Source organism: Pseudomonas sp. C5pp, from assembly GCF_000814065.1.
Classification (GTDB): domain Bacteria; phylum Pseudomonadota; class Gammaproteobacteria; order Pseudomonadales; family Pseudomonadaceae; genus Aquipseudomonas; species Aquipseudomonas asiatica.
Map to the genome: position 1 here is coordinate 233,704 of NZ_JWLN01000001.1, position 23,706 is coordinate 257,409.

Below are 23,706 nucleotides of genomic sequence, written 5' to 3' on the forward strand. Positions count from 1 at the left end.
GCCCCATAACCAGATTTACAGGATTTACCGCCATGCCTGCCTTGTTGTCCCCTGCCAATACCGACCACCACAAAGTGGTCATCGTCGGTGCCGGCGCCGCCGGAATCGCCACCGCTTCCAGCTTGATCAGCCGTGACCCGTCGCTGGATGTGACCTTGATCGACCCCGCCGAAGTGCATTACTACCAGCCCGGCTGGACCATGGTCGGTGCCGGTGTGTTCAAGGCGCCAAGCACTGCTCGCACTATGGCCTCGACCATTCCGCGCGGCGTTCGCTGGATAAAGGCACGTGTGCAGGGGTTCGACCCGCTGGGCCAACTGGTCCTCCTCGAAGGCGGCCGCGCCATCAGTTATGAACAGTTGGTGGTCTGCCCCGGCCTCAAGCTGGATTGGACGGCCATTGATGGCCTCAGCGAGACCTTGGGCCGCAATGGCGTCACCTCCAACTACCGCTACGACCTGGCGCCCTACACCTGGGAACTGGTGCAGAAGCTCAAGCAAGGCCGAGCCCTGTTTTGCCAGCCACCCATGCCGATCAAGTGCGCAGGCGCGCCGCAGAAGGCGCTGTACCTGTCTTGCGACCACTGGCTGCGGCATGGTCACCTGGGGGCTGTGAAAGCCAGTTTCTTCAATGCCGGTGCAGTGTTGTTCGGAGTGGCGGACTACGTGCCCGCACTGATGAAGTACATCGACAAGTACGCCGTGGATCTCAATTTTTCCCATCGCCTGGTCGCCGTGGACGGGCCGAACAAGCGAGCCACCTTCGTGCGTACCTTGGCCGATGGCAGCAGCGAAACCCGTATCGAGGCCTTCGACATGCTGCATGTAGTACCGCCGCAGGTGGCACCGGACTTCATTCGTGAAAGCCCGTTGGCCGACAGCGCCGGCTGGGTCGATGTCGACCCGCACACCCTGCGCCATCGCCACTTCACCAATGTCCATGCCCTTGGGGACGTGACCAACACCAGCAATGCCAAGACCGCCGCCGCTGCACGCAAGCAGGCTCCGGTCGTGGCCAACAACGTGCTGGTGGCCCTGGGCAGGTTGCCTACCCTGGCCCAGTACGATGGTTATGGCTCGTGCCCGCTCACAGTCGAGCGCGGCAAGATCGTCCTGGCCGAGTTCACCTATGGCGGCAAGCTGGCTCCAAGCTTCCCCAACTGGTTGCTGGATGGCCGCAAGCCGACACGTCTGGCCTGGTTGCTCAAGGCGCAGGTGCTGCCACCCTTGTACTGGAAAGGCATGCTCAAGGGCCGCGAGTGGCTGGCACGGCCACAGCCGTTGGTAGCCGAGGGTCGGCAGTGATCGAACATCAAATACTGGGAGCGGGCCTGGGCGCGATCATCGGTGCCGTGCTGGCGTTGACCGGTGCCGGCGGTGGCATTCTCGCAGTGCCTTTGCTGGTGTTCGGCCTGGGGCTGTCGATGGTCGAGGCGGCACCGGTCGGCCTGCTGGCCGTAGGCATGGCGGCAGCGGTGGGTGCTGTGCTGGGCTTGCGGCAGGGCCTGGTGCGCTACCGGGCGGCGCTGTTCATCGCATTGATCGGTGTGGCAGCGGCGCCGTTCGGGCTGATGCTGGCGCACCGCCTGCCGAACACGCCGCTGCAGTTGGTGTTCGCCGGGGTGTTGGTGTATGCCTGCCTGCGCATCTGGCGCAAGGCGGCCAAGGAGCTGCGCGGCGAAGCCAATGATGCCCATCGCTACATCGAACCCTGCGTGCTGAACCCGCTGCAGGGCCGTTTGCGCTGGACCCTGCCCTGCGCGCGCGCCTTGGCCTTTACCGGCGCATTGTCAGGGCTGCTGTCCGGCCTGCTGGGCGTGGGCGGTGGCTTTGTCATCATCCCGGCCCTTAACCGCTACACCAACCTGCGGATGGCCAGCATCGTCTCCACTTCGCTGGCGGTGATTGCGCTGGTGTCCACCGGCAGTGTGGTCAGCGCCAGCCTCGCAGGGGTCATGCACTGGCAGGTTGGCGCCCCGTTCGCCGTCGGTGCGGTGCTCGGCCTGTTGCTGGCGCGGCCATTGGCGGCCAGGCTGGCCGGGCCGCGCTTGCAGCAGATGTTTGCCGTGGCCGGTTGGGCTGCGGCCCTGCTGCTGGCCGGCAAGGCGCTACTGGGCTAGCAGCTCGCTCTGTTCTGCCGCGCATAGCGCCAGCAGGTAGTCCCACACTACCCGCAGGCGCACCGACTTGTGCAGTTCGCGGCGGGTACAGATCCAGTAGCTGCGCTGGATGGTTTCGCCAGGCAGCACGCGCACCAGCGTCGGGTCGTGGCGGGCCATGTAGTTGGGCAGTACGGCGATGCCCAACCCGGCGCGGGCGGCGGTTTGCTGGGCGATCACGCTGGTGCTGCGAAACACCACGTTGGGGGCCCGGCAGAAGCTGTTGAGAAACAGCAGTTCCTGGCTGAACAGCAAGTCATCGACGTAGCCGATCCAGCTGTGCCGGGCCAAGTCCTCGCGGTTGCGCAGCGGGGGCGCGCGATCCAGGTAGTCCTGGCTGGCGTACAGGGCCAGGCGATAGTCGGTGAGCTTGCGGGTGATCAGCAGGTCGGCGTTGGGCCGTTCCAGGTGGATGCTGATCTCCGCCTCGCGGTTGAGGATGCTGACGAAGCGCGGTACCGCCACCAACTCCACTTCCAGGCCGGGGTAGCGGTCGAACAGCGCATTCATGCGCGGGGTGAAGAACATGATGCCGATGCCTTCGGTCACCCCCAGGCGAATCTTGCCCAGCGGCGTGATGGCCTGGGTGATTTCTTCCTGCGCCAGCAGGGCGACGTTTTCCATGGCTTCGGCGTGCTTGAGCAGGGCCTGGCCCGAGGGGGTCAGTTCATAGCCCTGGGCATGCTGCACGAACAGCGCAGTACCCAGGCTTTGCTCGATGCTCTCGATGTGCCGGGCCACGGTGCTGTGGGTGGTGTTGAGGCGCTTGGCGGCGGTAAGCAGGCGGCCGCTGCGCTGCAACTCGAGGAAAAACCGCAGATCGTTCCAGTCGAACATGCTGATCCTTTTTGGCAGTTCGTTCCGGCCTCTTCGCGGGCACGCCCGCTCCCACAGGGATCGCGTTACCTTGTGGGAGCGGGCGTGCCCGCGAAGAGGCCAGTACAGACTTACCACTGTGCTAAAACGCACAGCGGCTGCGCGAAATCTCGTGTTTCCTCCACGAAATTACTCACTAAGATGGATCGGGACAAGAATAATAATCAGGCCCGAGGTTGCACATGCCATCAGCCGATTCTGTCTTCGACTACGTGGTCGTAGGTGCCGGTCCCGCCGGTTGCCTGTTGGCCAATCGTTTGTCCGCCGATCCTTCCTGCCGAGTGCTGCTGCTGGAAGCGGGTGGGCGCGACAACTATCCCTGGATCCATATCCCCGTCGGTTACCTCTATTGCATCGGCAACCCGCGCACCGACTGGTGCTTCAAGACCGAGGCGCAGCCCGGCCTGGGCGGTCGTGCGCTGGGCTATCCACGCGGCAAGGTGCTGGGTGGCTGCTCCTCGATCAACGGCATGATCTACATGCGCGGCCAGGCCGCCGACTACGACCGATGGGCCGAGCAAGGCAACGACGGCTGGGCCTGGAAGGACGTACTGCCGCTGTTCAAGGCCAGCGAAAGCCACTTTGCCGGCGCCAGCGAGCACCACGGTGGTGATGGCGAATGGCGGGTCGAGCGCCAGCGCTATAGCTGGCCGATCCTCGATGCCTTCCGTGATGCCGCCGAGCAAAGCGGCATCGGCAAGGTCGATGACTTCAATACCGGCGACAACCAGGGCTGTGGATATTTCCAGGTCAACCAACGCAGCGGTGTGCGCTGGAACGCTTCCAAGGCTTTCCTGCGGCCGATCAAGGACCGCCCCAACCTCACCGTGCTGACCGGCGTTCAGGTTGACCAGGTGCTGCTCAACAACACCCGTGCACGGGCGGTAAAGGCGTTCTGGCAGGGTGCCTGGCACGAGTTTGCGGCACGTCGCGAGATCATCCTCTGTGCGGGTGCTGTGGGCTCTCCCGGTATCCTGCAGCGCTCCGGTATCGGCCCGCGGCAGTTACTGAAAAGCCTGGGCATTGGCGTGCGTCACGACATGCCCGGTGTTGGCGGCAACCTGCAGGATCACCTGCAGCTGCGCCTGATCTACCAGATCCGCAATACCCGTACCCTGAACCAGATGGCCAACAGCCTGTGGGGCAAGATGGGCATGGGCCTGCGCTACCTCTATGACCGCAGTGGCCCGCTGGCCATGGCCCCGAGCCAGCTGGGTGCATTCGTGCGTTCAAGCCCGGAGCAGGCCACCGCCAATCTGCAGTACCACGTGCAGCCGCTGTCACTTGAGCGATTCGGCGAACCACTGCACACGTTCCCGGCCTTTACCGCCTCGGTGTGCAACCTGCGCCCGGCCAGCCGCGGGCGTATCGATATCCGCAGCAGCGACATGAATAGCACGCCGCTGATCGACCCCAACTACCTCAGCGACCCCCAGGACCTGCGCGTCGCCGCCGATTCCATTCGTCTTACCCGGCGTATCGTCCAGGCCCCTGCCCTCGCTGCGTTCGACCCAAAGGAATACCTGCCGGGCTTAGGCCTGCAAACCGAAGAAGAGCTGTTCGAAGCCGCTGGCAAGATCGGCACCACCATCTTCCACCCGGTCGGCACCTGCCGCATGGGCAATGGCGAACTGGACGTTGTGGATAACCAGCTGCGCGTGCACGGCATCCCTGGCCTGCGCGTGGCGGACGCCTCGATCATGCCGCAGATCACCTCCGGCAATACTTGTTCACCCACCCTGATGATCGCCGAGAAGGCGGCGCAACTGATCCTCAAAGGAGCTGCCACCCAGACCTATTTGAACGAAGACGCGATACCGACGCCCTGACCCCGGGTGCGTGCAGTACCGGCAGCTGGCGGTCAGAAGCTGCCGACAGTGGAACAACAAGAATAATCACTGTGGCCTGCGGGCCGAGGACAGCAACGATGTCGGATTACATCCAAGAGCAGGGTGCGGCGGCCAGCAGCTCCAGCCGTCGTGAAGAACGCAAGATCATTTTCGCGTCATCCCTCGGGACAGTTTTCGAGTGGTATGACTTTTTTCTCTATGGTGCGCTGGCAGCGGTCATCAGCAAGCAGTTCTTCGCTGGCGTGAACGACACCACCGCCTTCATCTTCGCCCTCATGGCCTTTGCCGCCGGCTTCCTGGTGCGTCCGTTCGGTGCGCTTGTGTTCGGCCGGCTGGGCGACATGATCGGGCGCAAGTACACCTTCCTGGTCACCATCGTGCTGATGGGCCTGTCCACCTTTGCGGTGGGGTTGTTGCCCACCTACGCCAGCATCGGCATCGCGGCACCGATCATCCTGGTGGTCCTGCGCATGCTGCAGGGGCTGGCGCTGGGGGGTGAATACGGCGGTGCGGCCACCTATGTGGCCGAGCATGCGCCGCCCGGCAAGCGCGGTTTCCACACGGGTTTCATTCAGTCCACCGCCACTCTTGGCCTGTTGTTGTCGCTTGTGGTGGTGCTGGGCAGCCGCTATATCAGTGGCGACCAGTTCGAAACCTGGGGTTGGCGCCTGCCGTTCCTGTTGTCGATCGTACTGCTGGCGATTTCCACCTGGATCCGCATGAGCATGCACGAGTCGCCGGCCTTCGTGAAAATGAAGGCCCAGGGCAAGGTCAGCAAGTCGCCGATCCGTGAGTCGTTCACCTCCTGGCCGAACCTGAAAGTGGTGCTCACCGCCTTGTTCAGCATCAACGCCGGGCAGGCCGTGACCTTCTACACGGCGCAGTTCTACGTGCTGTTCTTCATGACCCAGATGCTGAAGATGGACCCGGCCCAGGCCAACACCCTGCTGATCATCAGCGTGGTCATTGGTGCGCCGTTCTTCGTGTTCTTCGGCTGGTTGTCCGACCGTATTGGCCGCAAGCCGATCCTGATGCTCGGCCTGCTCCTGGCCACGGTGCTGTACTTCCCGCTGTTCAAGGCGCTGAGCCATTACGCCAACCCACAGATCGACGCAGCCAGCCGCCAGGCGCCGATCGTTGTCACTGCCGACCCGCAAGGCTGTACTTTCCAGTTCGACCCGGTAGGCAAGGCGCGCTTCGACAGCCCCTGCGACAAGGTCAAGACCTTCCTGGTCAAGCAAGGCCTGCCGTACAGCTCTGTGGATGTGGCCGGCAGCGATGTGGTGGTTAACATCGGTGACAAGACCATCAACGGCTTCGACGAAGCGGCCATGCGTGCGGCGGTGGAACAGGCTGGCTACCCGGCCAAGGCCGACCCTGGGCAGGTCAACCAGGTGATGGTGGTGGTGCTGATCGTGGCGATGATCCTGATCGCGACCATGACCTATGGCCCGCTGGCGGCGGTGATGGTCGAACTGTTCCCCACTCGCATCCGCTACACCTCCATGTCACTGCCCTACCACATTGGCAACGGCTGGTTCGGTGGCTTCCTGCCCACGGTGTCGTTCGCGCTAGTGGTGTATACCGGGGATATCTTCTATGGGCTGTGGTACCCGGTGCTGGTGACCGGGGTCAGCTTGGTGGTGGGGATCTTCTGCCTGAAAGAAACCAGGGATGTGGATATCGACAAGATCTGACGGCTGCAACGGGCCGTTTCTACACGCCCGCATGAGGCAATAAAAAAACCGGCTGTAAAAGCCGGTTTTCTTATGCCCCAAAAAAACTTATGCACGATTTTCAGAAAAATGTCATACACAGAAATAAACAGCTAATTCAAACACTTAGCGATCACTTCAGGCTTTTAATCCAAAAACAGTTCACAAGTTATCCACAGATGGTCAGGCGATCTGTTCCTGGGGTTTTTCCTCTGCTGGCGGCAGCGAACCCATGGCCCGCTGGGTCGCTTCGTTCCACGCCGCGGCGCGGTCGTTGAGCTCGGCGATGGCCCGTGGCCCGGTGCCGTTGGCGTACATCGGCTCGCCAATCACCACCTCGATTGTGCCTGCGCGCTTGCCCCAACCGGTCTTGGGCCAGAACTTGCCGGCGTTATGGGCAATCGGGAGCACCGGCAGCCCGGCATTCACTGCCAGCGCGGTACCGCCACGGGAGAACTTGCCCATGGTGCCGAATGGCACGCGGGTGCCTTCCGGGAAGATCAGCACCCAGGTCTTCTGCTTGAGCAGCTCGTCACCCTTGCTGGCTACCTGGCGCAGGGCTTCCTTGGGGTTATCGCGGTTGATCGCGATCGGCCGCAGCATGGCCATGGCCCAACCGAAGAACGGCACGTACAGCAACTCGCGCTTGAGCACTTGGCTCAGCGGCGAGAAATACTGGGAAAGGAAGAAGGTTTCCCAGGTGCTCTGGTGGTTGGACAGGATCACGCAAGGCTCATCAGGCACGTTCTCGGCGCCAGTGATCTTGTAGTCGATACCCAGGATGGTGCGCACCAGGAACAACGCGCAACGGCACCAGTACACGTTGATGAACTTGTAGCGCTTGGGGAACGACAGGAACGGCGCGACGAAGAAGCTCAGCGAGCACCACAGCAGCGAACTGGTGCCCAGCAGCAGGTAAAAAAGAAAGATTCTGATCGCCTGCAGGATCGACATAGTGGCTTGTACCATTGCGGGGCATGCCCGCCTGAGAAAAATGCGCCCGAAGGCGCACTGTTTAAATTAGTTCTCTGGCGATAGCTGCCAGATCGTCGAAAATCAGTGTAGTTTCCGGGACGCCTTTTTCCAGGGTCCGCTCGCCCTTGCCGGTTTTCACCAACACGGGTTGTGCACCGACGGCCAGGGCGGCCTCCAGGTCACCTTTGCTGTCGCCAACGAACCAGACGCCTTCCAGGCCGACCTGGTAATGCTCGGCGATCGCCCGCAGCATGCCAGGCTTGGGCTTGCGGCAATCGCAGCCTTCGTCCGGCCCGTGCGGGCAATACACGATGTGGCCCACTTCGCCACCCTGCTCGGCCACCAGCGCGCGCAGGCGCGCGTGCATGGCCTCGAGGGTAGTCAGCGCATAGTAGCCACGGGCAATGCCGGACTGGTTGGTGGCCACGGCCACCGTCCAGCCCGCCTTGCTCAACTGCGCGATCGCTTCGACCGAGCCAGGGATCGGCACCCACTCGTCCAGCGTCTTGATGTAGGCGTCGGAGTCGTAGTTGATTACTCCGTCACGGTCGAGAATCAGCAGTTTCAAGGCTTACCCCAGCAGCGAAATGTCGGCCACGCCCAGGAACAGGCCGCGCAGGCGGCTGAGCAGGGCATAACGGTTGGCGCGTACCTTGGCATCCTCGGCGTTGACCATCACCGCCTCGAAGAAGGCGTCGACCGGGTCACGCAGGGCCGCCAGGCGGGCCAGCGATTCGCTGTACTGGCGCGCAGCAGCCATCGGTTGCACGGCCTGGTCGGCCTGCTGGATGGCCGAGTACAGGGAGAACTCGTTGGCGTTGTCGAAGTACTTCGGCTCGACGTGATCGGCGATGGCGCCTTCGGCCTTGCTCAGCAGGTTCGACACGCGCTTGTTCACCGCGGCCAGGGCCTCGGCTTCCGGCAGCTTGCGGAAGGCTTGTACAGCCTGCACGCGCTGGTCGAAGTCCAAGGCAGAACCTGGCTGCAGGGCACGGACCGACAGGTAGGTGGCCACGTCGATGCCTTCGTCTTCGTAACGCGCACGCAGGCGGTCGAAGATGAACTCCAGCACCTGTTCGGCCAGGCCGGCGGCCTTGACCTTGGCGCCGAACTGCTTGACCGCGAACTCGACCGCACCGGTCAGGTCCAGGTCCAGCTGCTTCTCGATCAGGATACGCAGCACGCCCAAGGCGGCACGGCGCAGGGCGTACGGGTCCTTGCTGCCGGTAGGCAGCATGCCGATGCCGAAGATGCCGACCAGGGTGTCGAGCTTGTCGGCGATGGCCACCGCAGCACCGGTGAGGGTCTGCGGCAGCTCGGCGCCAGCACCGCGCGGCATGTACTGCTCGTTCAGGGCCAGGGCCACGTCTTCCGGCTCACCGTCGTTGAGCGCGTAGTAGTAACCGGCAACACCCTGCATTTCAGGGAATTCGCCGACCATCTCGGTGGCCAGGTCGCACTTCGACAGCAGGCCGGCACGGCCGGCGCGCTGGGCGTCGCCGCCGATCAGCGGGGCGATGAAGGCGGCCAGCCGGGAAACGCGCTCGGCCTTGTCGTACACGGTACCCAGCTGAGCCTGGAACACCACGTTCTTCAGGCGCTCGTTGAAGGTTTCCAGCGGCTGCTTCTTGTCCTGCTTGAAGAAGAACTCGGCGTCGGTCAGGCGTGGGCGCACGACCTTCTCGTTGCCTTGCACGATCTGCTTCGGGTCGCGGCTCTCGACGTTGGCCACGGTGATGAAGCGCGGCAGCAGCTTGCCTTCGCTGTCCAGCAGGCAGAAGTACTTCTGGTTGTCCTGCATGGTGGTGATCAGGGCTTCCTGCGGCACTTCGAGGAAGCGCTCCTCGAACGAGCACACCAGCGGCACTGGCCACTCGACCAGGGCGGTCACTTCGTCCAGCAGCGCCGGCGGCACGATGGCGCTGCCTTCCTGCTGCATGGCCAGTTCGGCGGTACGCTTGCTGATAAGCTCGCGGCGCTCGGCGAAGTCGGCCAGCACGTAGGCTTTGCGCAGGTCTTCGACGTAATTGGCCGGGGTGGTGATGACCACGTTTTCCGGGTGATGGAAGCGGTGGCCACGGGATTCACGGCCTGCCTTCTGCGACAGGATGGTGCAGTCGACCACCTGGTCGCCCAGCAGCATCACCAGCCATTGGGTCGGGCGCACGAACTCTTCACGGCTGGCCGCCCAGCGCATGCGCTTGGGGATCGGCAGGTCGTTGAGCGAGTCTTCGACGATGGTCGGCAGCAGGCCGGTGGTGGCCTTGCCCGGGATGTGCTGGGAGAAGCGCAGCTTGGGGCCGCTCTGGTCGATTTCCGACAGCTCCACACCGCATTTCTTGGCAAAGCCCAAGGCAGCCTGGGTCGGCTCGCCGTCTTTGAAAGCAGCCTGCAGGGGCGGGCCGTCGATATTGATGCTGCGGTCAGGCTGCTGCACGTCCAGCTGGCGGATCAGCACGGCCAGGCGGCGCGGCGCGGCGTAAACCTGCTTGCCGGTGTAGTTCAGGCCAGCGGCGTGCAGGCCTTTCTCGATACCGGCCAGGAAGGCTTCGCCGAGGCTGGCTAGGGCCTTCGGTGGCAGCTCTTCGGTGCCCAGTTCTACCAGGAAATCTTGAGCACTCATTGTGCAGCCTCCAGCTTAGCCAACACTTCGTCACGCAGTTCAGGGGTGGCCATCGGGAAGCCCAGGCGTGCGCGGGCTTGCAGATAGCTTTGCGCCACGTCCCGGGCCAGGGTACGTACACGCAGGATGTAGCGCTGGCGCTCGGTTACCGAGATGGCGCGGCGGGCGTCCAGCAGGTTGAAGGTGTGCGAGGCCTTCAGGACCATTTCATAGGTCGGCAGCGGCAGCTCAAGCTTGATCAGGCGGTTGGCTTCGCTTTCGTAGAAGTCGAACAGCTCGAACAGCTTGTCGACGTTGGCGTGCTCGAAGTTGTAGGTCGACTGCTCCACCTCGTTCTGGTGGAACACGTCGCCGTAGGTGACCTTGCCAAACGGGCCGTCGGCCCACACCAGGTCGTACACCGAGTCGACGCCCTGGATGTACATGGCCAGGCGCTCCAGGCCGTAGGTGATTTCACCCGTGACTGGGTAGCACTCGATGCCGCCTACCTGCTGGAAGTAGGTGAACTGGGTGACTTCCATGCCGTTGAGCCAGATTTCCCAGCCCAGGCCCCAGGCGCCGAGGGTCGGCGATTCCCAGTTGTCTTCGACGAAGCGAATGTCGTGGACCAGCGGGTCCAGGCCGATGGCTTTCAGCGAGCCGAGGTACAGCTCCTGGAAGTTGGCCGGGTTGGGCTTCAGTACCACCTGGAACTGGTAGTAGTGCTGCAGGCGGTTGGGGTTTTCGCCATACCGCCCGTCGGCAGGGCGACGGCTAGGCTGCACATAGGCGGCGTTCCAGGTTTCTGGACCCACGGCGCGCAGGAATGTAGCGGTGTGGAAAGTGCCGGCGCCTACTTCCATATCGTAGGGCTGAAGCACCACACAACCTTGCTCGGCCCAGTAGTTCTGCAGGGCGAGGATCAGGTCTTGGAAGGTACGCACGGCTGGCGTAGGCTGGCTCACGAAATTCACCTGTATCTGGGGATGCGGATGTAAAGAGCGGGAGTATAACCTGATTCGCCTCGCCCTCTACTCATTGGAGCCTTATGCCACGCTGCTTTTGGTGTACCGACGATCCGTTGTACCAGGCCTACCACGACCAGGAATGGGGAACGCCCCAGCGTGACCCGGCGTTGCTGTTCGAGATGCTTTTGCTCGAAGGGTTCCAGGCGGGGCTTTCGTGGATCACCGTATTGCGTAAACGCGAGCGTTATCGCGAGGTGATGCACGGCTTCGATCCGGTGAAACTCGCCGTCATGAGCGACGAACGCATCGAGGAGCTGATGCAGGATGCCGGCATCATCCGCAACCGCCTCAAGCTCAAGGCTGCCAGGCGTAATGCCCAGGCCTGGCTGGCTGTGGACAACCCCGCCGACTGGCTCTGGTCATTCGTCGGTGGTGCGCCGAAGATCAACCACTTCACTGGCCGCAGTGAGGTGCCAGCGGTTACCGATGAAGCCAAGGCGATGAGCAAAGCCCTGCAGAAAGCCGGCTTCACGTTCGTTGGCCCGACCATCTGCTATGCCTTCATGCAGGCCACCGGCATGGTCATGGACCACACTACCGATTGCGATCGCTACGCCGCCTTGTTGCGCTGAGGGGTTACAATGCGCGCCTTGCTGAAATAAGGAATTCGCCTGTGGAAAAGTTCAAGGGCGCCCTGATGGTCGGGGTGCTGCGCCTGTTTGCCAAGCTGCCCTGGGGCGCTGTGCAGCGCGTCGGCGCCGGTATCGGCTGGCTGATGTGGAAGATCCCCAACGGCTCGCGCAATGTCGTGCGCATCAACCTCGCCAAGTGCTTCCCGGAGATGGACCCGGCCGAGCGCGAGCAGCTGGTGGGCCGCGCGTTGAAGGATATCGGTAAATCCTTCGTCGAAAGTGCCTGTGCCTGGATCTGGCCGCCGCAGCGCTCGCTGGAGCTGGTCAAGGAAGTGCACGGCCTGGAAGTGCTGGAGCAGGCCCTGGCCTCGGGCAAGGGCGTGGTCGGCATCACCAGCCACCTGGGTAACTGGGAAGTGCTGAACCACTTCTACTGCAACCAGTGCAAACCGATTATCTTCTATCGCCCGCCGAAGCTGAAGGCGGTGGATGACCTGCTGCGCGAGCAGCGGGTGCAGATGGGCAACCGCGTGGCGCCTTCGACCAAGGAAGGCATCCTCAGCGTGATCAAGGAAGTGCGCCGTGGTGGCCAGGTGGGTATTCCTGCCGACCCGGAGCCGGCGGAGTCGGCCGGGGTGTTCGTGCCGTTCCTGGGTACCCAGGCGCTGACCAGCAAGTTCGTGCCGAACATGCTGGCCGGGGGCAAGGCGGTTGGGGTGTTCCTGCATGCCCTGCGGTTGCCTGACGGCTCGGGCTTCAAGGTGTTCCTGGAGGCGGCGCCGGAAGAGATGTACAGCACCGACGTGACCGTGTCGGCGGCGGCGATGAGCAAGGTGGTCGAGCGCTATGTGCGCGAGTACCCGAGCCAGTACATGTGGAGCATGAAGCGCTTCAAGAAGCGCCCGGCTGGCGAGCCACGCTGGTACTGAGATTTTCACTGTCCCCTGTGGGAGCGGGTTAACCCGCGAATGCGTCGGTGAATCCAACATCGCATTCGCGGGTGAACCCGCTCCCACAGGGACCGCGTTAACCTGATGTCTTGCTGAGCTTCTTCAGAAACACGGTCATCTCTTTCTCGGCCTGCTTGTCCCCATGGGCCTGCGCGGCCACGATCCCCTCCTCCCAGGCCTTGCGCGCCGCCGCCAGGTCACCCTGCAGCTGATGCGCCTTGCCCAGCAGCTTCCACGCCGCCGAGTACTTCGGGTCCTGTTCCACGCACCGTGCCAGATGCACCGCCGCTTCAGCACCATTGCCTTCATCCAGCCAGGCCTTGCCCAGGCCGAACCTCAACAACGGGTTATCCACACCCTTGGCCAGCATCTTCTCCAGCGATTCGCGCATGCCCTGTGCTCCTAGAAGAAACTCAAGCCGACGTGGAACAGCTTCTCCACATCCCGGATATGCTTTTTATCCACAACGAACAGGATCACATGGTCGCCCGATTCGATCATGGTGTCGTCGTGGGCAATCATCACCTCTTCGTCACGAATGATCGCGCCGATGGTGGTGCCCGGTGGCAGGGCGATGTCTTCGATCGCCTTGCCGACCACCTTGCTCGACTTCGAATCCCCGTGCGCCACCGCTTCGATAGCCTCGGCCGCGCCGCGGCGCAGCGAGTGTACGCTGACGATGTCGCCCCGGCGCACGTGCGCCAGCAGGGTGCCGATGGTGGCCAACTGTGGGCTGATGGCAATGTCGATGTCGCCACCCTGCACCAGGTCGACATAGGCCGGGTTGTTGATGATGGTCATCACCTTGCGGGCGCCCAGGCGCTTGGCCAGCAGCGACGACATGATGTTGGCCTCGTCGTCGTTGGTCAGGGCCAGGAAGATGTCGGCGTCGGCGATGTTCTCCTCCAGCATCAGGTCCTTGTCCGAGGCACTGCCCTGCAGCACCACGGTGCTTTCCAGGGTGTCGGAGAGGTGTCGGCAACGGGCCGGACTCATCTCGATGATCTTCACCTGGTAGCGGCTTTCGATGGCCTCGGCCAGGCGTTCGCCGATTTGCCCGCCACCGGCGATGACCACACGCTTGTTGGTTTCGTCGATACGGCGCAGCTCACCCATCACCGCGCGGATGTCCTTCTTCGCGGCGATGAAGAACACTTCGTCGTCTGCTTCGATCACCGTGTCGCCCCTCGGGGTGATCGGGCGGTCGCGGCGGAAGATGGCCGCCACGCGGGTGTCGACGTTGGGCATGTGCGCGCGGATCTGACGCAGTTGCTGGCCTACCAGCGGGCCACCGTAGTACGCCTTAACTGCCACCAGCTGGGCCTTGCCTTCTGCGAAGTCGATCACCTGCAGCGAGCCTGGGTGCTCGATCAGGCGCTTGATGTAGTTGGTCACCACCTGTTCGGGGCTGATCAGTACGTCGACCGGGATATGGTCGTTGTCGAACAGCTCTTCGCGGGTCAGGTAGGCCGACTCGCGCACCCGGGCAATCTTGGTCGGGGTGTGGAAAAGCGAATAGGCCACCTGGCAGGCGACCATGTTGGTCTCGTCACTGTTGGTTACCGCCACCAGCATGTCGGCGTCGTCGGCACCGGCCTGGCGCAGCACCGTAGGCAGCGAGCCGCGGCCTTGCACGGTGCGGATGTCCAGGCGGTCGCCTAGGTCGCGCAGGCGGTCGCCGTCAGTGTCGACCACGGTGATGTCGTTGGCTTCGCTGGCCAGGTGCTCCGCCAGCGTGCCGCCTACCTGTCCTGCGCCGAGGATGATGATCTTCATCCGCTACTCCCTACCTTTTGTTTTTATCCGCGCGAGGCGGCGATCTTGATCAGCTTGGCATAGTAGAAACCGTCGTGGCCGCCTTCCTGTGCTAGCAACTGGCGGCCGTGGGGCTGGCGCAGGCCGGCTTCGGTGGCCAGGTCCAGCTCACGGGCGCCCGGGGTGCGGGCAAGGAAGGCATCGATCACTTCGGTGTTCTCGGTCGGCAGGCTGGAGCAGGTGGCGTATAGCAGCATGCCGCCCACTTCCAGGGTCGGCCACAGGGCATCGAGCAGCTCACCTTGCAGCGTGGCCAGGGCCGGGATGTCGTCGGCCTGACGGGTCAGCTTGATGTCAGGGTGGCGGCGGATCACGCCGGTGGCCGAACAGGGTGCATCGAGCAGAATGCGCTGGAACGGCTTGCCGTCCCACCAGCTGGCGGTGTCGCGGGCATCGCAGGCGATCAGCTCGGCGTCCAGTTGCAGGCGGTCGAGGTTCTCGCGCACGCGGGTCAGGCGCTTGGCTTCGAGGTCGATGGCCACCACGTGGGCCAGGCCGGCTTCGGCTTCCAGCAGGTGGCAGGTCTTGCCACCCGGTGCACAGCAGGCGTCGAGCACGCGCTGACCGGGGGCCAGTTCCAGCAGGTCGGCGGACAGCTGCGCGGCTTCGTCCTGCACGCTCACCCAGCCTTCGGCAAAGCCTGGCAGGCCGCGCACGTCGCAGGCTTCGGCCAAAACGATACCGTCACGGCTGTACTGGCAGGCGCTGGCGCCAACGCCTGCCTCGGCCAGCAGTGCCAGGTAGGCATCGCGGCTGTGGTGGCGACGGTTGACCCGCAGGATCATCGGCGGGTGGGCGTTGTTGGCGGCGCAGATGGCCTCCCACTGCTCCGGCCAGAAGGCCTTGAGCGACTTCTGCAGCCAGCGCGGGTGGGCAGTGCGTACCACCGGGTCGCGCTCCATGCCGGCCAGCAATTCTTCGCCTTCGCGTTGGGCGCGGCGCAGCACGGCATTGAGCAGGCCCTTGGCCCACGGCTTCTTCAGCTTGTCGGCACAGCCAACGGTCTCGCCAATGGCCGCGTGGGCCGGGATACGGCTGTAGAACAGCTGGTACAGGCCGACCAGCAGCAACGCCTGCACATCGGCATCGGCGGCCTTGAACGGCTTCTGCAGCAGCTGCGCCGCCAGCAGGTCGAGGCGTGGTTGCCAGCGCGCGGTACCGAACGCCAGGTCCTGGGTCAGGCCGCGGTCGCGCTCATCGACCTTGTCCAGTTGCGCTGGCAGCGAACTGTTCAGCGAGGCCTTGCCACTGAGTACAGCGGCAAGGGCACGGGCGGCGGCGAGGCGTGGGTTCATTGGCCCAGCACCTTGCCGCTGGCGAATTTCTCACGACGGCTGTTGAACAGGTCGCTGAAGTTCAGTGCTTTGCCGCCGGGCAGTTGCAGGCGGGTCAGGCTCAGTGCCTGGTCACCGCAGGCGACAACCAGGCCGTCCTTGCTGGCGGAGAGGATCTCACCCGGGGTGCCTGTCGCTGTGGTCAAGTTGGCGCCCAGCACTTTCACGCTTTCGCCATCGAGGGTGCTGTGGCACACCGGCCATGGGTTGAAGGCACGGATCAGGCGTTCCAGCTCGACGGCCGGGCGGCTCCAGTCGATGCGCGCTTCGTCCTTGTTCAGCTTGTGCGCGTAGGTGGCCAGGGCATCGTCCTGCACTTCACCGTGCAGCGAACCATCGGCCAGGCCGGCGATGGCCTGGACGACTGCGGGCGGGCCCATCTCGGCCAAGCGGTCGTGCAGGCTGCCGCCGGTGTCTTCGGCGCTGATCGGGGTGACCACCTTGAGCAGCATCGGGCCGGTGTCCAGGCCCGCTTCCATACGCATCACGGTCACACCGCTCTCGGCGTCGCCGGCTTCCACGGCGCGCTGGATCGGTGCGGCACCGCGCCAGCGTGGCAGCAGGGAGGCATGGCTGTTGATGCAGCCCAGGCGCGGGATATCCAGCACCACCTGCGGCAGGATCAGGCCATAGGCGACCACCACCATCAGGTCCGGCTTCAGCGCAGCCAGTTCGGCCTGGGCTTCGGGGTTGCGCAGGGTCGGCGGCTGGAACACCGGGATGTCATGGGCCACAGCCAGTTGCTTGACCGGGCTCGGCATCAGCTTCTGGCCACGGCCAGCGGGGCGGTCGGGCTGAGTGTAGACGGCCACGATCTCGTACGGGCTGTCGAGCAGGGCCTTGAGGTGTTCGGCGGCAAACTCTGGAGTGCCTGCAAAGACGATGCGCATGGAGTTCTCGCTTCAAAAAAGAAAAAGGCTTGCCGGAGCAAGCCTTCTGGAAGGTGGGGATCAGGCTTGCTGGCGGTGCTGCTTTTCCAGCTTCTTCTTGATCCGGTCGCGCTTGAGCTGCGACAGGTAGTCGACGAACAGCTTGCCGTTGAGGTGATCGAATTCATGCTGCACGCACACCGCCAGCAGGCCTTCGCACTCCAGCTCGTAAGGCTTGCCGTCGCGGTCCTGGGCCTTGACCCGCACACGCAGCGGGCGGTCGACGTTCTCGTAGAAGCCAGGTACCGACAGGCAGCCTTCCTGGTACTGGCCCATGTCGTGGGTCAGCTCTTCGACCGTGGGGTTGATGAAGACGCGCGGCTCGCTGCGGTCTTCGCTGAGGTCCATGACCACGACCTGCTGGTGCACGTTGACCTGGGTAGCGGCCAGGCCGATACCAGGGGCTTCGTACATGGTTTCAAACATGTCGTCGATCAGCTGACGCAGGGCGTCGTCGAACACCGTCACCGGCTTGGCGATGGTGCGCAGGCGCGGGTCCGGGAATTCGAGAATGTTCAAGATGGCCATAAGGTCAGGCAGTCACTGTGCGTTCGGTTGAAAACTGAGCACACATAATAAAGGGAAACGGGGATTTCAGCACCTGTGAAAGCTCGTCTAGGGTTTTCAAGGCCAGCTTATTGCCCATTCGATGGACAGGTTGTCAAAGCGTTATCAACAAAGTTATCCACAGTTTGTGCCACGTCGATGGCCCCATTTCGATCAAGGATGATCCCCATGCAGACCTACCATTCGTCGCCTCTTCCGCCTGCCGAACTGGAGGCGAGATTACGCCTGCACCGGCTGCCGGAAACGGGATTGCGTCGCTTTAACAGCTTGCTGGAGGCCTTTGGCAGTGCCTCGTCGGCACTGTGCGCACCGGCTGGCGCCTGGCGCGCATTGGGCATACCCCAGGCCACCATCGATGCCCGGCGCAGTGTCGAAGTTCGTGAGGGTGCACTGGCCGCAATGGCCTGGCTAGAGCGCCAGGGCCAGCATTTGCTGATGTGGGACGGCCCTGGCTACCCGCCTCTATTGGCGGAAATCGACGATGCCCCTCCACTGCTTTTCGTAGCTGGAGACCCGGCCTTGCTCGAGCGCCCACAACTGGCAATTGTGGGCAGCAGGCGTGCTTCACCACCGGCGCTCGACACCGCTGCGGCATTTTCCCGCTACCTGGCGCAGGCCGGTTTCACCATTACCAGCGGCTTGGCCGTGGGCATCGACGGTGCCGCTCATCGGGCCGCAATGCAGGCTGGCGGGGGCACGATTGGCGTGCTCGGTACGGGGTTGCAAAAACTTTATCCACAGCGCCACAGGTCGCTTGCGCAAGCGATGATCGACAATGGCGGCGCGCTGGTATCCGAGTACCCGCTGGATGCTGGGCCGCTGCCCGGTAATTTCCCGCGGCGCAATCGCATCATCAGCGGGCTGTCGCTGGGCGTGCTGGTGGTCGAGGCAAGCCTGGCCAGTGGTTCGCTGATCACCGCACGCCTGGCTGCCGAGCAAGGCCGCGAGGTGTATGCCATACCGGGATCCATTCACCATCCTGGGGCCAAGGGCTGCCACCAGTTGATCCGTGACGGCGCGCTGCTGGTGGAGAGCGTGGAGCAGATACTGGAAAGCCTGCAGGGTTGGCAGAACCTGCCACCTGCGGTTGTGGATAAATTTGACCATCCACTGCTTGCCCTGCTGCATGCCGCGCCACAGACCAGTGAAAGCTTGGCCCACTGCAGCGAGCTGCCGCTGGCCGACGTGCTGGCGCAGCTGACCGAACTGGAGCTGGAAGGCCGGGTCAGCAATGAAGCCGGGCGTTGGTTTGCCCGCGCGGGCTAAGTACACTGCTCACAAGCAAGGTATTTAGGCGGAGTAACAGAAATGGTGAGCAGTTTTCGTGTGCAACAAGCCGCACGTGAGATCCGGGCGGGCGCAGTGATCGCCTATCCGACGGAAGCGGTCTGGGGCCTGGGCTGCGACCCGTGGAACGAGGACGCGGTGTATCGCCTGCTGGCGCTGAAGTCGCGGCCTGTGGATAAAGGCCTGATCCTGGTAGCTGACAACATCCGCCAGTTCGACTTCTTGTTCGAGGACTTCCCCGAAGACTGGATCGACCGCATGGGCAGCACCTGGCCGGGGCCGAACACCTGGCTGGTGCCGCACCAGGACCTGTTGCCCGAATGGGTGACCGGGCAACATGACACCGTGGCACTGCGGGTCAGTGACCACCCGGTGGTACGTGAGCTGTGTGCGTTGGTGGGGCCGTTGATTTCCACTTCGTGCAACCCGGGCGGGCGCCCGGCGGCTAAGACCCGGTTGCGGGTGGAGCAGTACTTCCATGGTCAGCTGGATCTGGTGCTGGGGGGGGCGTTGGGTGGAAGGAAGAACCCTAGTGTGATTCGCAACCTGGCCACTGGCGAAGTCGTTCGTCCAGGCTGATACATATCCACAGGCCTGGCCGCGACCTCCTGTGGGAGCGGGCGCGCCCGCGAAGAATCCGACGCGGTGCCTGGCACGGGCTGCGCCCGTGTTCGCGGGCATGCCCGCTCCCACAGGTCAGGGCCAAGTCCCCGCAGATTTTTCTGATTTTGTCTCGAATGGCTGTCCAGCTCGTGGCTTGGGAAATATCCTACGAGCCGCGTCCCCTGCCATCACCTTCTCAGTGGGAACCAGTGCCTCTAGGCTTCATCCGTCGCTGAATACCTTGGCGATCGGGTGTGGTAGCCCGGATGCATTTTTTCCATGGCAGTCTATGGTGACTGTGCGTGGGAGGCTTTCGAGCCTGCCTGGATTGGAAAATGCCCGGGTCTACCACCTCGCGTACAGTCGCCACCCATTCACGTGGTAGTGATTGGTGGCGGCAATGAGGAGCATTTTCCAATGATGAAGAAAATAGTCCCCGATCCACCGCTTCCCTGCACCTCTACTCGCCCCTTCGGCCGCTGCGATGCCGGCCACGAACCGCTGTTCACCGTAAACCCGAACATTTCCGCTGAGGACGCCTTGGTTCATGTAGCTCTGTATCTGCGAGGCGCCTACGAAACGGGCTCGAAAGCCCTCGAGTACCTGCGCGAAGAAGGCCGTGGCATGTATTGGTCGAGCCTGCATTCCATTGAATTGGCGGAGGGATTGGTGGAGGCGATTCTCGATGGTATCGAGTCGATACCAACCACCCGTCCTCCACAGGCATAGCGCCCTGTTCAAGGCCGACGCAGTACCTGTGGGAGCGGGTTCACCCGCGAATACCGGCGGAGCCGGTGCCATGCACCGCGGTGCTTGCTTTGCGCGCATGCCCGCTCCCACAGGGATAGCGCCTTATTCAACGCCGACGCAGTACCTGTGGGAGCGGGTTGACCCGCGAAGACCGGCAAAGCCGGTGCCATTCACCGCGGTGTACGACCGGAGACATCCTTTGAACTGGTTTTCGCTGACCGATCCGGCGATGGAAAAATCATTGTACTAGTTCACCCCTATACGCCAATTTGCTCGACTCACTCACAGCGCGCCGACTCCCTAGCTGCTATCGGCAAATTGTATTGACTCTGTGCTAACACAATACTTGAAAATAGAGAACTATTAAAAATGCCAGTTGTTTGGTTTTGTTTTATTAGACACAGTTGACCTGCACTTACAACTGAGGAGTTTTGAAATGAGTTATGAATATGAAGTGCTTGTGCTGAGCGGTGAAGTTCCAGGGACGCCGCTTCCGGTCAGTGATGCGGAATTCCTGTTCAAGCATCTAGAAAAAGACTCTAACTTAATCTTCTCTGAGAAAAATTACGTAGTTTATGGTAAGCATGTAATGATTGTGGAGGGAACTTATAAGTGCTCCCTGGGTGTAGGAGAGATCTGAGGGCTATTATCTAAAATTTGCGTTCTCCTGATTATCGCTATGACGTTTTCTTGTCAAAGAATTAAGGAGTGGTATTGCTCAGCTCGCCTGTTTTAACGATCAAACGCAGCAATACCACTGCCAAAATTCTTATTTTATATATAGGCTTGATAAGCCGATTTCTACTTCTCTCAAGGTAAGAGAACCGTCGACCCCACCGTACGCCGTGCCGACAACTCGCTCTGCGCCTTGGCCGCCTCACTCAGCGGATACCGCTGTTGGATATCCACAACCAGCTTGCCACTGCCGATCATCGCAAACAGGTCATCGGCCATGGCCTGGGTATTCTCGGCATTGTTGGCATAGGTCGCCAACGTCGGGCGGGTCACATACAGCGACCCTTTCTGCGCCAGAATCCCCAGGTTCACCCCGCTCACCGCCCCCGAGGCATTGCCAAAGCTCACCATCAACCCGCGCGGCTGCAGGCAGTCCAGCGAGGTCAGCCAGGTGTCGGCACCCACACCGTCATACACCACCGGGCATTTCTTGCCGTCGGTCAGCTCCAGCACCCGCTTGGCCACGTCTTCACGGCTGTAATCGATGGTCGCCCACGCCCCCAGCGCCTTGGCCCGCTCGGCCTTCTCGGTAGAGCTCACGGTCCCGATCAGCTTGGCGCCCAAGGCCTTGGCCCACTGGCACGCCAACGAACCCACGCCACCAGCCGCCGCGTGGAACAGGATCACGTCACCCGCCTTCACCTCATAGGTCTGCTTCAGCAGGTACTGCACGGTCAAACCCTTGAGCATCACCGCCGCTGCCTGCTCGAAGCTGATGTTGTCGGGCAGCTTCACCAGATTGGCTTCCGGCAGCGTATGCACCTCGCTGTACGCGCCCAACGGGCCGCCGGCATGGGCCACGCGGTCACCCACTTTCAGCCGGGTCACGCCCTCGCCCACGGCCTCGACCACGCCAGCGGCTTCAGTGCCCAGCCCCGAAGGCAGGGATGGCGGCGCATACAGCCCGCTGCGGAAGTAGGTATCGATGAAGTTCAGGCCGATCGCATGGTTACGCACACGAACCTGCTGTGGCCCTGGCGGTGCAGGTTCGAATTCCACAAACTGCAGCACTTCCGGGCCGCCATGCTGGCTGAACTGGATACGCTTGGCCATCTCGCACTCCTGTCGTATGGGTCGGGAAAGACCTTCTATCGGACGCCTTTGCTTGATCGCAGTCAACTGCGGCGCGCGGGCTGGGGGTGGTATGCTACGCGGCGAATTCTTCCCTGCCCGTTCCTGGTGACCCGATGACTAGCCGCACCGAGGCCGTGAAAGCCTACCTGCTCGACCTGCAAGACCGCATCTGCTCTGCCCTCGAAGCTGAAGACGGCGGCGCCCGCTTCGTCGAGGACGCATGGGTGCGCGAAGCCGGTGGCGGGGGACGCACGCGGGTGATCGGCGATGGCAAGGTGATCGAGAAAGGCGGGGTCAACTTCTCCCACGTGTTCGGCGCCGGTCTGCCGCCGTCGGCCAGTGCCCACCGCCCCGAGCTGGCGGGCCGTGGCTTCGAGGCCTTGGGCGTGTCGCTGGTGATCCACCCGTACAACCCGCATGTGCCCACTTCCCACGCCAACGTGCGCTTCTTCATCGCCGAAAAGGAAGGTGAAGAGGCTGTCTGGTGGTTCGGCGGCGGCTTCGACCTGACTCCGTACTACGGCAATGAAGAAGACTGCATCCACTGGCACCGTGTGGCCGAGCAGGCCTGCGCGCCGTTCGGCGCCGACGTGTACCCGCGCTACAAGGCCTGGTGCGACCGCTACTTCCACCTCAAGCACCGTGGCGAGCCACGCGGCATTGGTGGGTTGTTCTTCGATGACCTGAACGAGTGGGACTTCGACACCTGCTTCGCCTTCATCCGCGCCATTGGCGACGCCTACGTCAACGCCTACCTGCCGATCGTCCAGCGCCGCAAGGGCACGCCCTACACGCCGCAGCAGCGCGAGTTCCAGGAATACCGCCGTGGCCGCTACGTGGAGTTCAACCTGGTCTACGACCGTGGCACCTTGTTCGGCCTGCAGTCCGGCGGCCGCACCGAGTCCATCCTCATGTCGCTGCCGCCGCAGGTGCGCTGGGGCTACGACTGGAAGGCCGCGCCCGGCAGCGAAGAAGCGCGCCTGACCGAGTACTTCCTGCAGGACCGCGACTGGCTCGGCCAGTAAGCCTGTTGATAATCAAGGAGCCGTCATGGACCAGTACGTCGTTTTTGGTAACCCCATCGGTCACAGCAAGTCGCCGCTGATCCATCGCCTGTTCGCCGAACAGACCGGCCAGGACCTGGAATACGCCACCCTGCTGGCGCCGCTGGACGAGTTCAGCGACTGCGCGCGCGGCTTCTTCAAGCAAGGCCGCGGCGGCAACGTCACCGTGCCGTTCAAGGAAGAGGCCTACCGCCTGTGCGACAGCCTGACCGCGCGTGCCCGGCGCGCTGGTGCGGTGAACACGCTCAGCAAGCTGGCCGATGGCACGCTGCAGGGCGACAACACCGATGGCGCTGGCCTTGTGCGCGACCTGACGGTGAATGCTGGGGTCGAGCTGGCGGGCAAACGCATTCTGATCCTGGGTGCTGGTGGCGCGGTGCGTGGCGTGCTGGAGCCGATCCTGGCGCACAAGCCGCAGTCGCTGGTGATTGCCAACCGTACCGTGGAAAAGGCCGAGCAGCTGGCGCGTGAGTTCGATGAACTGGGGCCGGTGGTGGCCAGCGGGTTTGCCTGGTTGCAGGAACCGGTGGATGTGATCATCAATGCCACCTCGGCGAGCCTGGCCGGTGAGTTGCCACCGATCGCCGACAGCCTGGTCGAGGCGGGGCGCACGGTTTGCTACGACATGATGTATGGCAAGGAGCCTACGCCGTTTTGCCAGTGGGCCGAGAAGCTGGGGGCGGCCAAGGTGCTGGATGGGCTGGGGATGCTGGCTGAGCAAGCGGCTGAGGCGTTCTTTATCTGGCGTGGGGTGCGGCCGGATACGGCGCCAGTGTTGGCTGAGTTGCGCCGGCAGCTGGCTCGCGGCTGAGATTGTCGGGG

23 protein-coding genes are annotated in these 23,706 nt (G+C 63.0%); 12 read left to right on the plus strand and 11 right to left on the minus strand.

Translation table 11 applies throughout. From position 1 onward, the window contains the following. Positions 1-32 precede the first annotated feature (32 nt). Both RR51_RS01055 and RR51_RS01060 read left to right on the plus strand, forming a co-directional pair. Complete coding sequence (locus RR51_RS01055; RefSeq protein WP_039612385.1) at positions 33-1,304, plus strand: NAD(P)/FAD-dependent oxidoreductase; 1,272 nt, start codon at positions 33-35, stop codon at positions 1,302-1,304. After that, a complete protein-coding gene (locus RR51_RS01060; protein WP_013970254.1) occupies positions 1,301-2,119 on the plus strand; it encodes a sulfite exporter TauE/SafE family protein in 819 nt (272 codons plus the stop codon). The genes RR51_RS01055 and RR51_RS01060 overlap by 4 nt, the downstream gene beginning before the upstream one ends. Here RR51_RS01060 and RR51_RS01065 read toward each other — a convergent pair. Continuing rightward, positions 2,108-2,995 carry a LysR family transcriptional regulator gene (locus tag RR51_RS01065; RefSeq protein ID WP_013970255.1) on the minus strand — a complete coding sequence of 296 codons (888 nt, stop codon included), beginning with the start codon at positions 2,993-2,995 and terminating at the stop codon, positions 2,108-2,110. The two genes, RR51_RS01060 and RR51_RS01065, sit on opposite strands and share 12 nt — an antisense overlap. A gap of 221 nt (positions 2,996-3,216) precedes the next feature. Between RR51_RS01065 and RR51_RS01070 the strand changes: the two genes are divergently transcribed. Together RR51_RS01070 and RR51_RS01075 are read left to right on the plus strand one after the other, a co-directional pair. Then, positions 3,217-4,863 carry a GMC family oxidoreductase gene (locus RR51_RS01070; RefSeq protein ID WP_039612386.1) on the plus strand — a complete coding sequence of 549 codons (1,647 nt, stop codon included), beginning with the start codon at positions 3,217-3,219 and terminating at the stop codon, positions 4,861-4,863. A gap of 98 nt (positions 4,864-4,961) precedes the next feature. Then, the gene (locus RR51_RS01075) at positions 4,962-6,581 is read left to right on the plus strand and encodes an MFS transporter (RefSeq protein WP_039612387.1); all 1,620 of its coding nucleotides are present in this window, start codon (positions 4,962-4,964) and stop codon (positions 6,579-6,581) included. A 201-nt stretch (positions 6,582-6,782) separates the two neighbouring features. On the opposite strand, the gene RR51_RS01080 is transcribed toward RR51_RS01075, so the two are convergent. From RR51_RS01080 to glyQ, 4 genes are read right to left on the minus strand one after another with little or no spacing between them, the layout of a single operon-like run. Continuing rightward, positions 6,783-7,568 (minus strand): lysophospholipid acyltransferase family protein, encoded by a 786-nt coding sequence (locus tag RR51_RS01080; protein WP_039612388.1) that lies wholly within the window; start codon positions 7,566-7,568, stop codon positions 6,783-6,785. Between the two features lie 46 nt (positions 7,569-7,614). After that, a complete protein-coding gene (gmhB, locus tag RR51_RS01085; RefSeq protein WP_013970259.1) occupies positions 7,615-8,142 on the minus strand; it encodes a D-glycero-beta-D-manno-heptose 1,7-bisphosphate 7-phosphatase in 528 nt (175 codons plus the stop codon). 3 nt (positions 8,143-8,145) lie between these two features. Next, the gene (gene glyS, locus RR51_RS01090) at positions 8,146-10,197 is read right to left on the minus strand and encodes a glycine--tRNA ligase subunit beta (protein WP_039612389.1); all 2,052 of its coding nucleotides are present in this window, start codon (positions 10,195-10,197) and stop codon (positions 8,146-8,148) included. Beyond that, positions 10,194-11,141 (minus strand): glycine--tRNA ligase subunit alpha, encoded by a 948-nt coding sequence (gene glyQ / locus RR51_RS01095; protein ID WP_013970261.1) that lies wholly within the window; start codon positions 11,139-11,141, stop codon positions 10,194-10,196. Before glyQ ends, glyS begins: the two co-directional genes overlap by 4 nt. A gap of 83 nt (positions 11,142-11,224) precedes the next feature. On the opposite strand from glyQ, the gene RR51_RS01100 reads away from it, so the two are divergent. Both RR51_RS01100 and RR51_RS01105 read left to right on the plus strand, forming a co-directional pair. Continuing rightward, the gene (locus RR51_RS01100) at positions 11,225-11,776 is read left to right on the plus strand and encodes a DNA-3-methyladenine glycosylase I (protein ID WP_003260004.1); all 552 of its coding nucleotides are present in this window, start codon (positions 11,225-11,227) and stop codon (positions 11,774-11,776) included. A gap of 41 nt (positions 11,777-11,817) precedes the next feature. Next, positions 11,818-12,705, plus strand: coding sequence for a lysophospholipid acyltransferase (locus RR51_RS01105; RefSeq protein WP_003260003.1), 888 nt, complete (start codon positions 11,818-11,820; stop codon positions 12,703-12,705). Between the two features lie 97 nt (positions 12,706-12,802). Here the strand turns inward: RR51_RS01105 and RR51_RS01110 are convergent, their stop codons facing one another. Genes RR51_RS01110 through def form a run of 5 tightly spaced genes read right to left on the minus strand, consistent with a single transcriptional unit; the run spans position 12,803 to position 17,332 of the window. Next, positions 12,803-13,117, minus strand: a complete 315-nt coding sequence (locus RR51_RS01110) for a tetratricopeptide repeat protein (protein ID WP_015268437.1) — start codon at positions 13,115-13,117, stop codon at positions 12,803-12,805. An 11-nt stretch (positions 13,118-13,128) separates the two neighbouring features. Continuing rightward, positions 13,129-14,502: a Trk system potassium transporter TrkA gene (trkA, locus tag RR51_RS01115; protein ID WP_013970264.1), complete on the minus strand. Its 1,374-nt coding sequence runs from the start codon at positions 14,500-14,502 to the stop codon at positions 13,129-13,131. A gap of 23 nt (positions 14,503-14,525) precedes the next feature. After that, a complete protein-coding gene (gene rsmB / locus RR51_RS01120; RefSeq protein ID WP_013970265.1) occupies positions 14,526-15,836 on the minus strand; it encodes a 16S rRNA (cytosine(967)-C(5))-methyltransferase RsmB in 1,311 nt (436 codons plus the stop codon). Beyond that, positions 15,833-16,765 (minus strand): methionyl-tRNA formyltransferase, encoded by a 933-nt coding sequence (gene fmt / locus RR51_RS01125; RefSeq protein ID WP_039612390.1) that lies wholly within the window; start codon positions 16,763-16,765, stop codon positions 15,833-15,835. The genes rsmB and fmt overlap by 4 nt, the downstream gene beginning before the upstream one ends. 60 nt (positions 16,766-16,825) lie before the next feature. After that, complete coding sequence (gene def, locus RR51_RS01130; RefSeq protein WP_003260000.1) at positions 16,826-17,332, minus strand: peptide deformylase; 507 nt, start codon at positions 17,330-17,332, stop codon at positions 16,826-16,828. A 207-nt stretch (positions 17,333-17,539) separates the two neighbouring features. Here def and dprA point away from each other — a divergent pair, with 207 nt between their 5' ends. From dprA to RR51_RS01150, 4 genes are all read left to right on the plus strand, one after another. After that, a complete protein-coding gene (dprA, locus tag RR51_RS01135) occupies positions 17,540-18,637 on the plus strand; it encodes a DNA-processing protein DprA (protein ID WP_039612391.1) in 1,098 nt (365 codons plus the stop codon). A 42-nt stretch (positions 18,638-18,679) separates the two neighbouring features. Next, a complete protein-coding gene (locus RR51_RS01140) occupies positions 18,680-19,237 on the plus strand; it encodes an L-threonylcarbamoyladenylate synthase (RefSeq protein ID WP_015268440.1) in 558 nt (185 codons plus the stop codon). Positions 19,238-19,678: 441 nt separating this feature from the next. Beyond that, a complete protein-coding gene (locus tag RR51_RS28770) occupies positions 19,679-19,990 on the plus strand; it encodes a hypothetical protein (protein WP_013970269.1) in 312 nt (103 codons plus the stop codon). Between the two features lie 457 nt (positions 19,991-20,447). Further along, positions 20,448-20,651 carry a hypothetical protein gene (locus RR51_RS01150; RefSeq protein WP_039612393.1) on the plus strand — a complete coding sequence of 68 codons (204 nt, stop codon included), beginning with the start codon at positions 20,448-20,450 and terminating at the stop codon, positions 20,649-20,651. A 170-nt stretch (positions 20,652-20,821) separates the two neighbouring features. Here RR51_RS01150 and RR51_RS01155 read toward each other — a convergent pair whose 3' ends face one another. Then, a complete protein-coding gene (locus RR51_RS01155) occupies positions 20,822-21,799 on the minus strand; it encodes an NADPH:quinone reductase (protein ID WP_039612394.1) in 978 nt (325 codons plus the stop codon). Between the two features lie 134 nt (positions 21,800-21,933). Between RR51_RS01155 and hemF the strand changes: the two genes are divergently transcribed. Further along, positions 21,934-22,845, plus strand: a complete 912-nt coding sequence (gene hemF / locus RR51_RS01160; RefSeq protein ID WP_039612395.1) for an oxygen-dependent coproporphyrinogen oxidase — start codon at positions 21,934-21,936, stop codon at positions 22,843-22,845. Between the two features lie 25 nt (positions 22,846-22,870). Continuing rightward, positions 22,871-23,695 (plus strand): shikimate dehydrogenase, encoded by an 825-nt coding sequence (gene aroE, locus RR51_RS01165; protein ID WP_039612396.1) that lies wholly within the window; start codon positions 22,871-22,873, stop codon positions 23,693-23,695. Positions 23,696-23,706: the final 11 nt, after the last annotated feature.

Coding starts and splice junctions, on each gene's coding strand:
- RR51_RS01075 (WP_039612387.1), top strand. CDS start 4,962: ATGTCGGATTACATCCAAGAGCAGGGTGCGGCGGCCAGCAGCTCCAGC.
- RR51_RS01155 (WP_039612394.1), bottom strand. CDS start 21,799: ATGGCCAAGCGTATCCAGTTCAGCCAGCATGGCGGCCCGGAAGTGCTG.
- fmt (WP_039612390.1), bottom strand. CDS start 16,765: ATGCGCATCGTCTTTGCAGGCACTCCAGAGTTTGCCGCCGAACACCTC.
- RR51_RS01055 (WP_039612385.1), top strand. CDS start 33: ATGCCTGCCTTGTTGTCCCCTGCCAATACCGACCACCACAAAGTGGTC.
- rsmB (WP_013970265.1), bottom strand. CDS start 15,836: ATGAACCCACGCCTCGCCGCCGCCCGTGCCCTTGCCGCTGTACTCAGT.
- RR51_RS01080 (WP_039612388.1), bottom strand. CDS start 7,568: ATGGTACAAGCCACTATGTCGATCCTGCAGGCGATCAGAATCTTTCTT.
- RR51_RS01140 (WP_015268440.1), top strand. CDS start 18,680: ATGGTGAGCAGTTTTCGTGTGCAACAAGCCGCACGTGAGATCCGGGCG.
- RR51_RS01065 (WP_013970255.1), bottom strand. CDS start 2,995: ATGTTCGACTGGAACGATCTGCGGTTTTTCCTCGAGTTGCAGCGCAGC.
- RR51_RS28770 (WP_013970269.1), top strand. CDS start 19,679: ATGATGAAGAAAATAGTCCCCGATCCACCGCTTCCCTGCACCTCTACT.
- RR51_RS01110 (WP_015268437.1), bottom strand. CDS start 13,117: ATGCGCGAATCGCTGGAGAAGATGCTGGCCAAGGGTGTGGATAACCCG.
- hemF (WP_039612395.1), top strand. CDS start 21,934: ATGACTAGCCGCACCGAGGCCGTGAAAGCCTACCTGCTCGACCTGCAA.
- RR51_RS01150 (WP_039612393.1), top strand. CDS start 20,448: ATGAGTTATGAATATGAAGTGCTTGTGCTGAGCGGTGAAGTTCCAGGG.
- glyS (WP_039612389.1), bottom strand. CDS start 10,197: ATGAGTGCTCAAGATTTCCTGGTAGAACTGGGCACCGAAGAGCTGCCA.
- RR51_RS01100 (WP_003260004.1), top strand. CDS start 11,225: ATGCCACGCTGCTTTTGGTGTACCGACGATCCGTTGTACCAGGCCTAC.
- RR51_RS01070 (WP_039612386.1), top strand. CDS start 3,217: ATGCCATCAGCCGATTCTGTCTTCGACTACGTGGTCGTAGGTGCCGGT.
- dprA (WP_039612391.1), top strand. CDS start 17,540: ATGCAGACCTACCATTCGTCGCCTCTTCCGCCTGCCGAACTGGAGGCG.
- trkA (WP_013970264.1), bottom strand. CDS start 14,502: ATGAAGATCATCATCCTCGGCGCAGGACAGGTAGGCGGCACGCTGGCG.
- def (WP_003260000.1), bottom strand. CDS start 17,332: ATGGCCATCTTGAACATTCTCGAATTCCCGGACCCGCGCCTGCGCACC.
- aroE (WP_039612396.1), top strand. CDS start 22,871: ATGGACCAGTACGTCGTTTTTGGTAACCCCATCGGTCACAGCAAGTCG.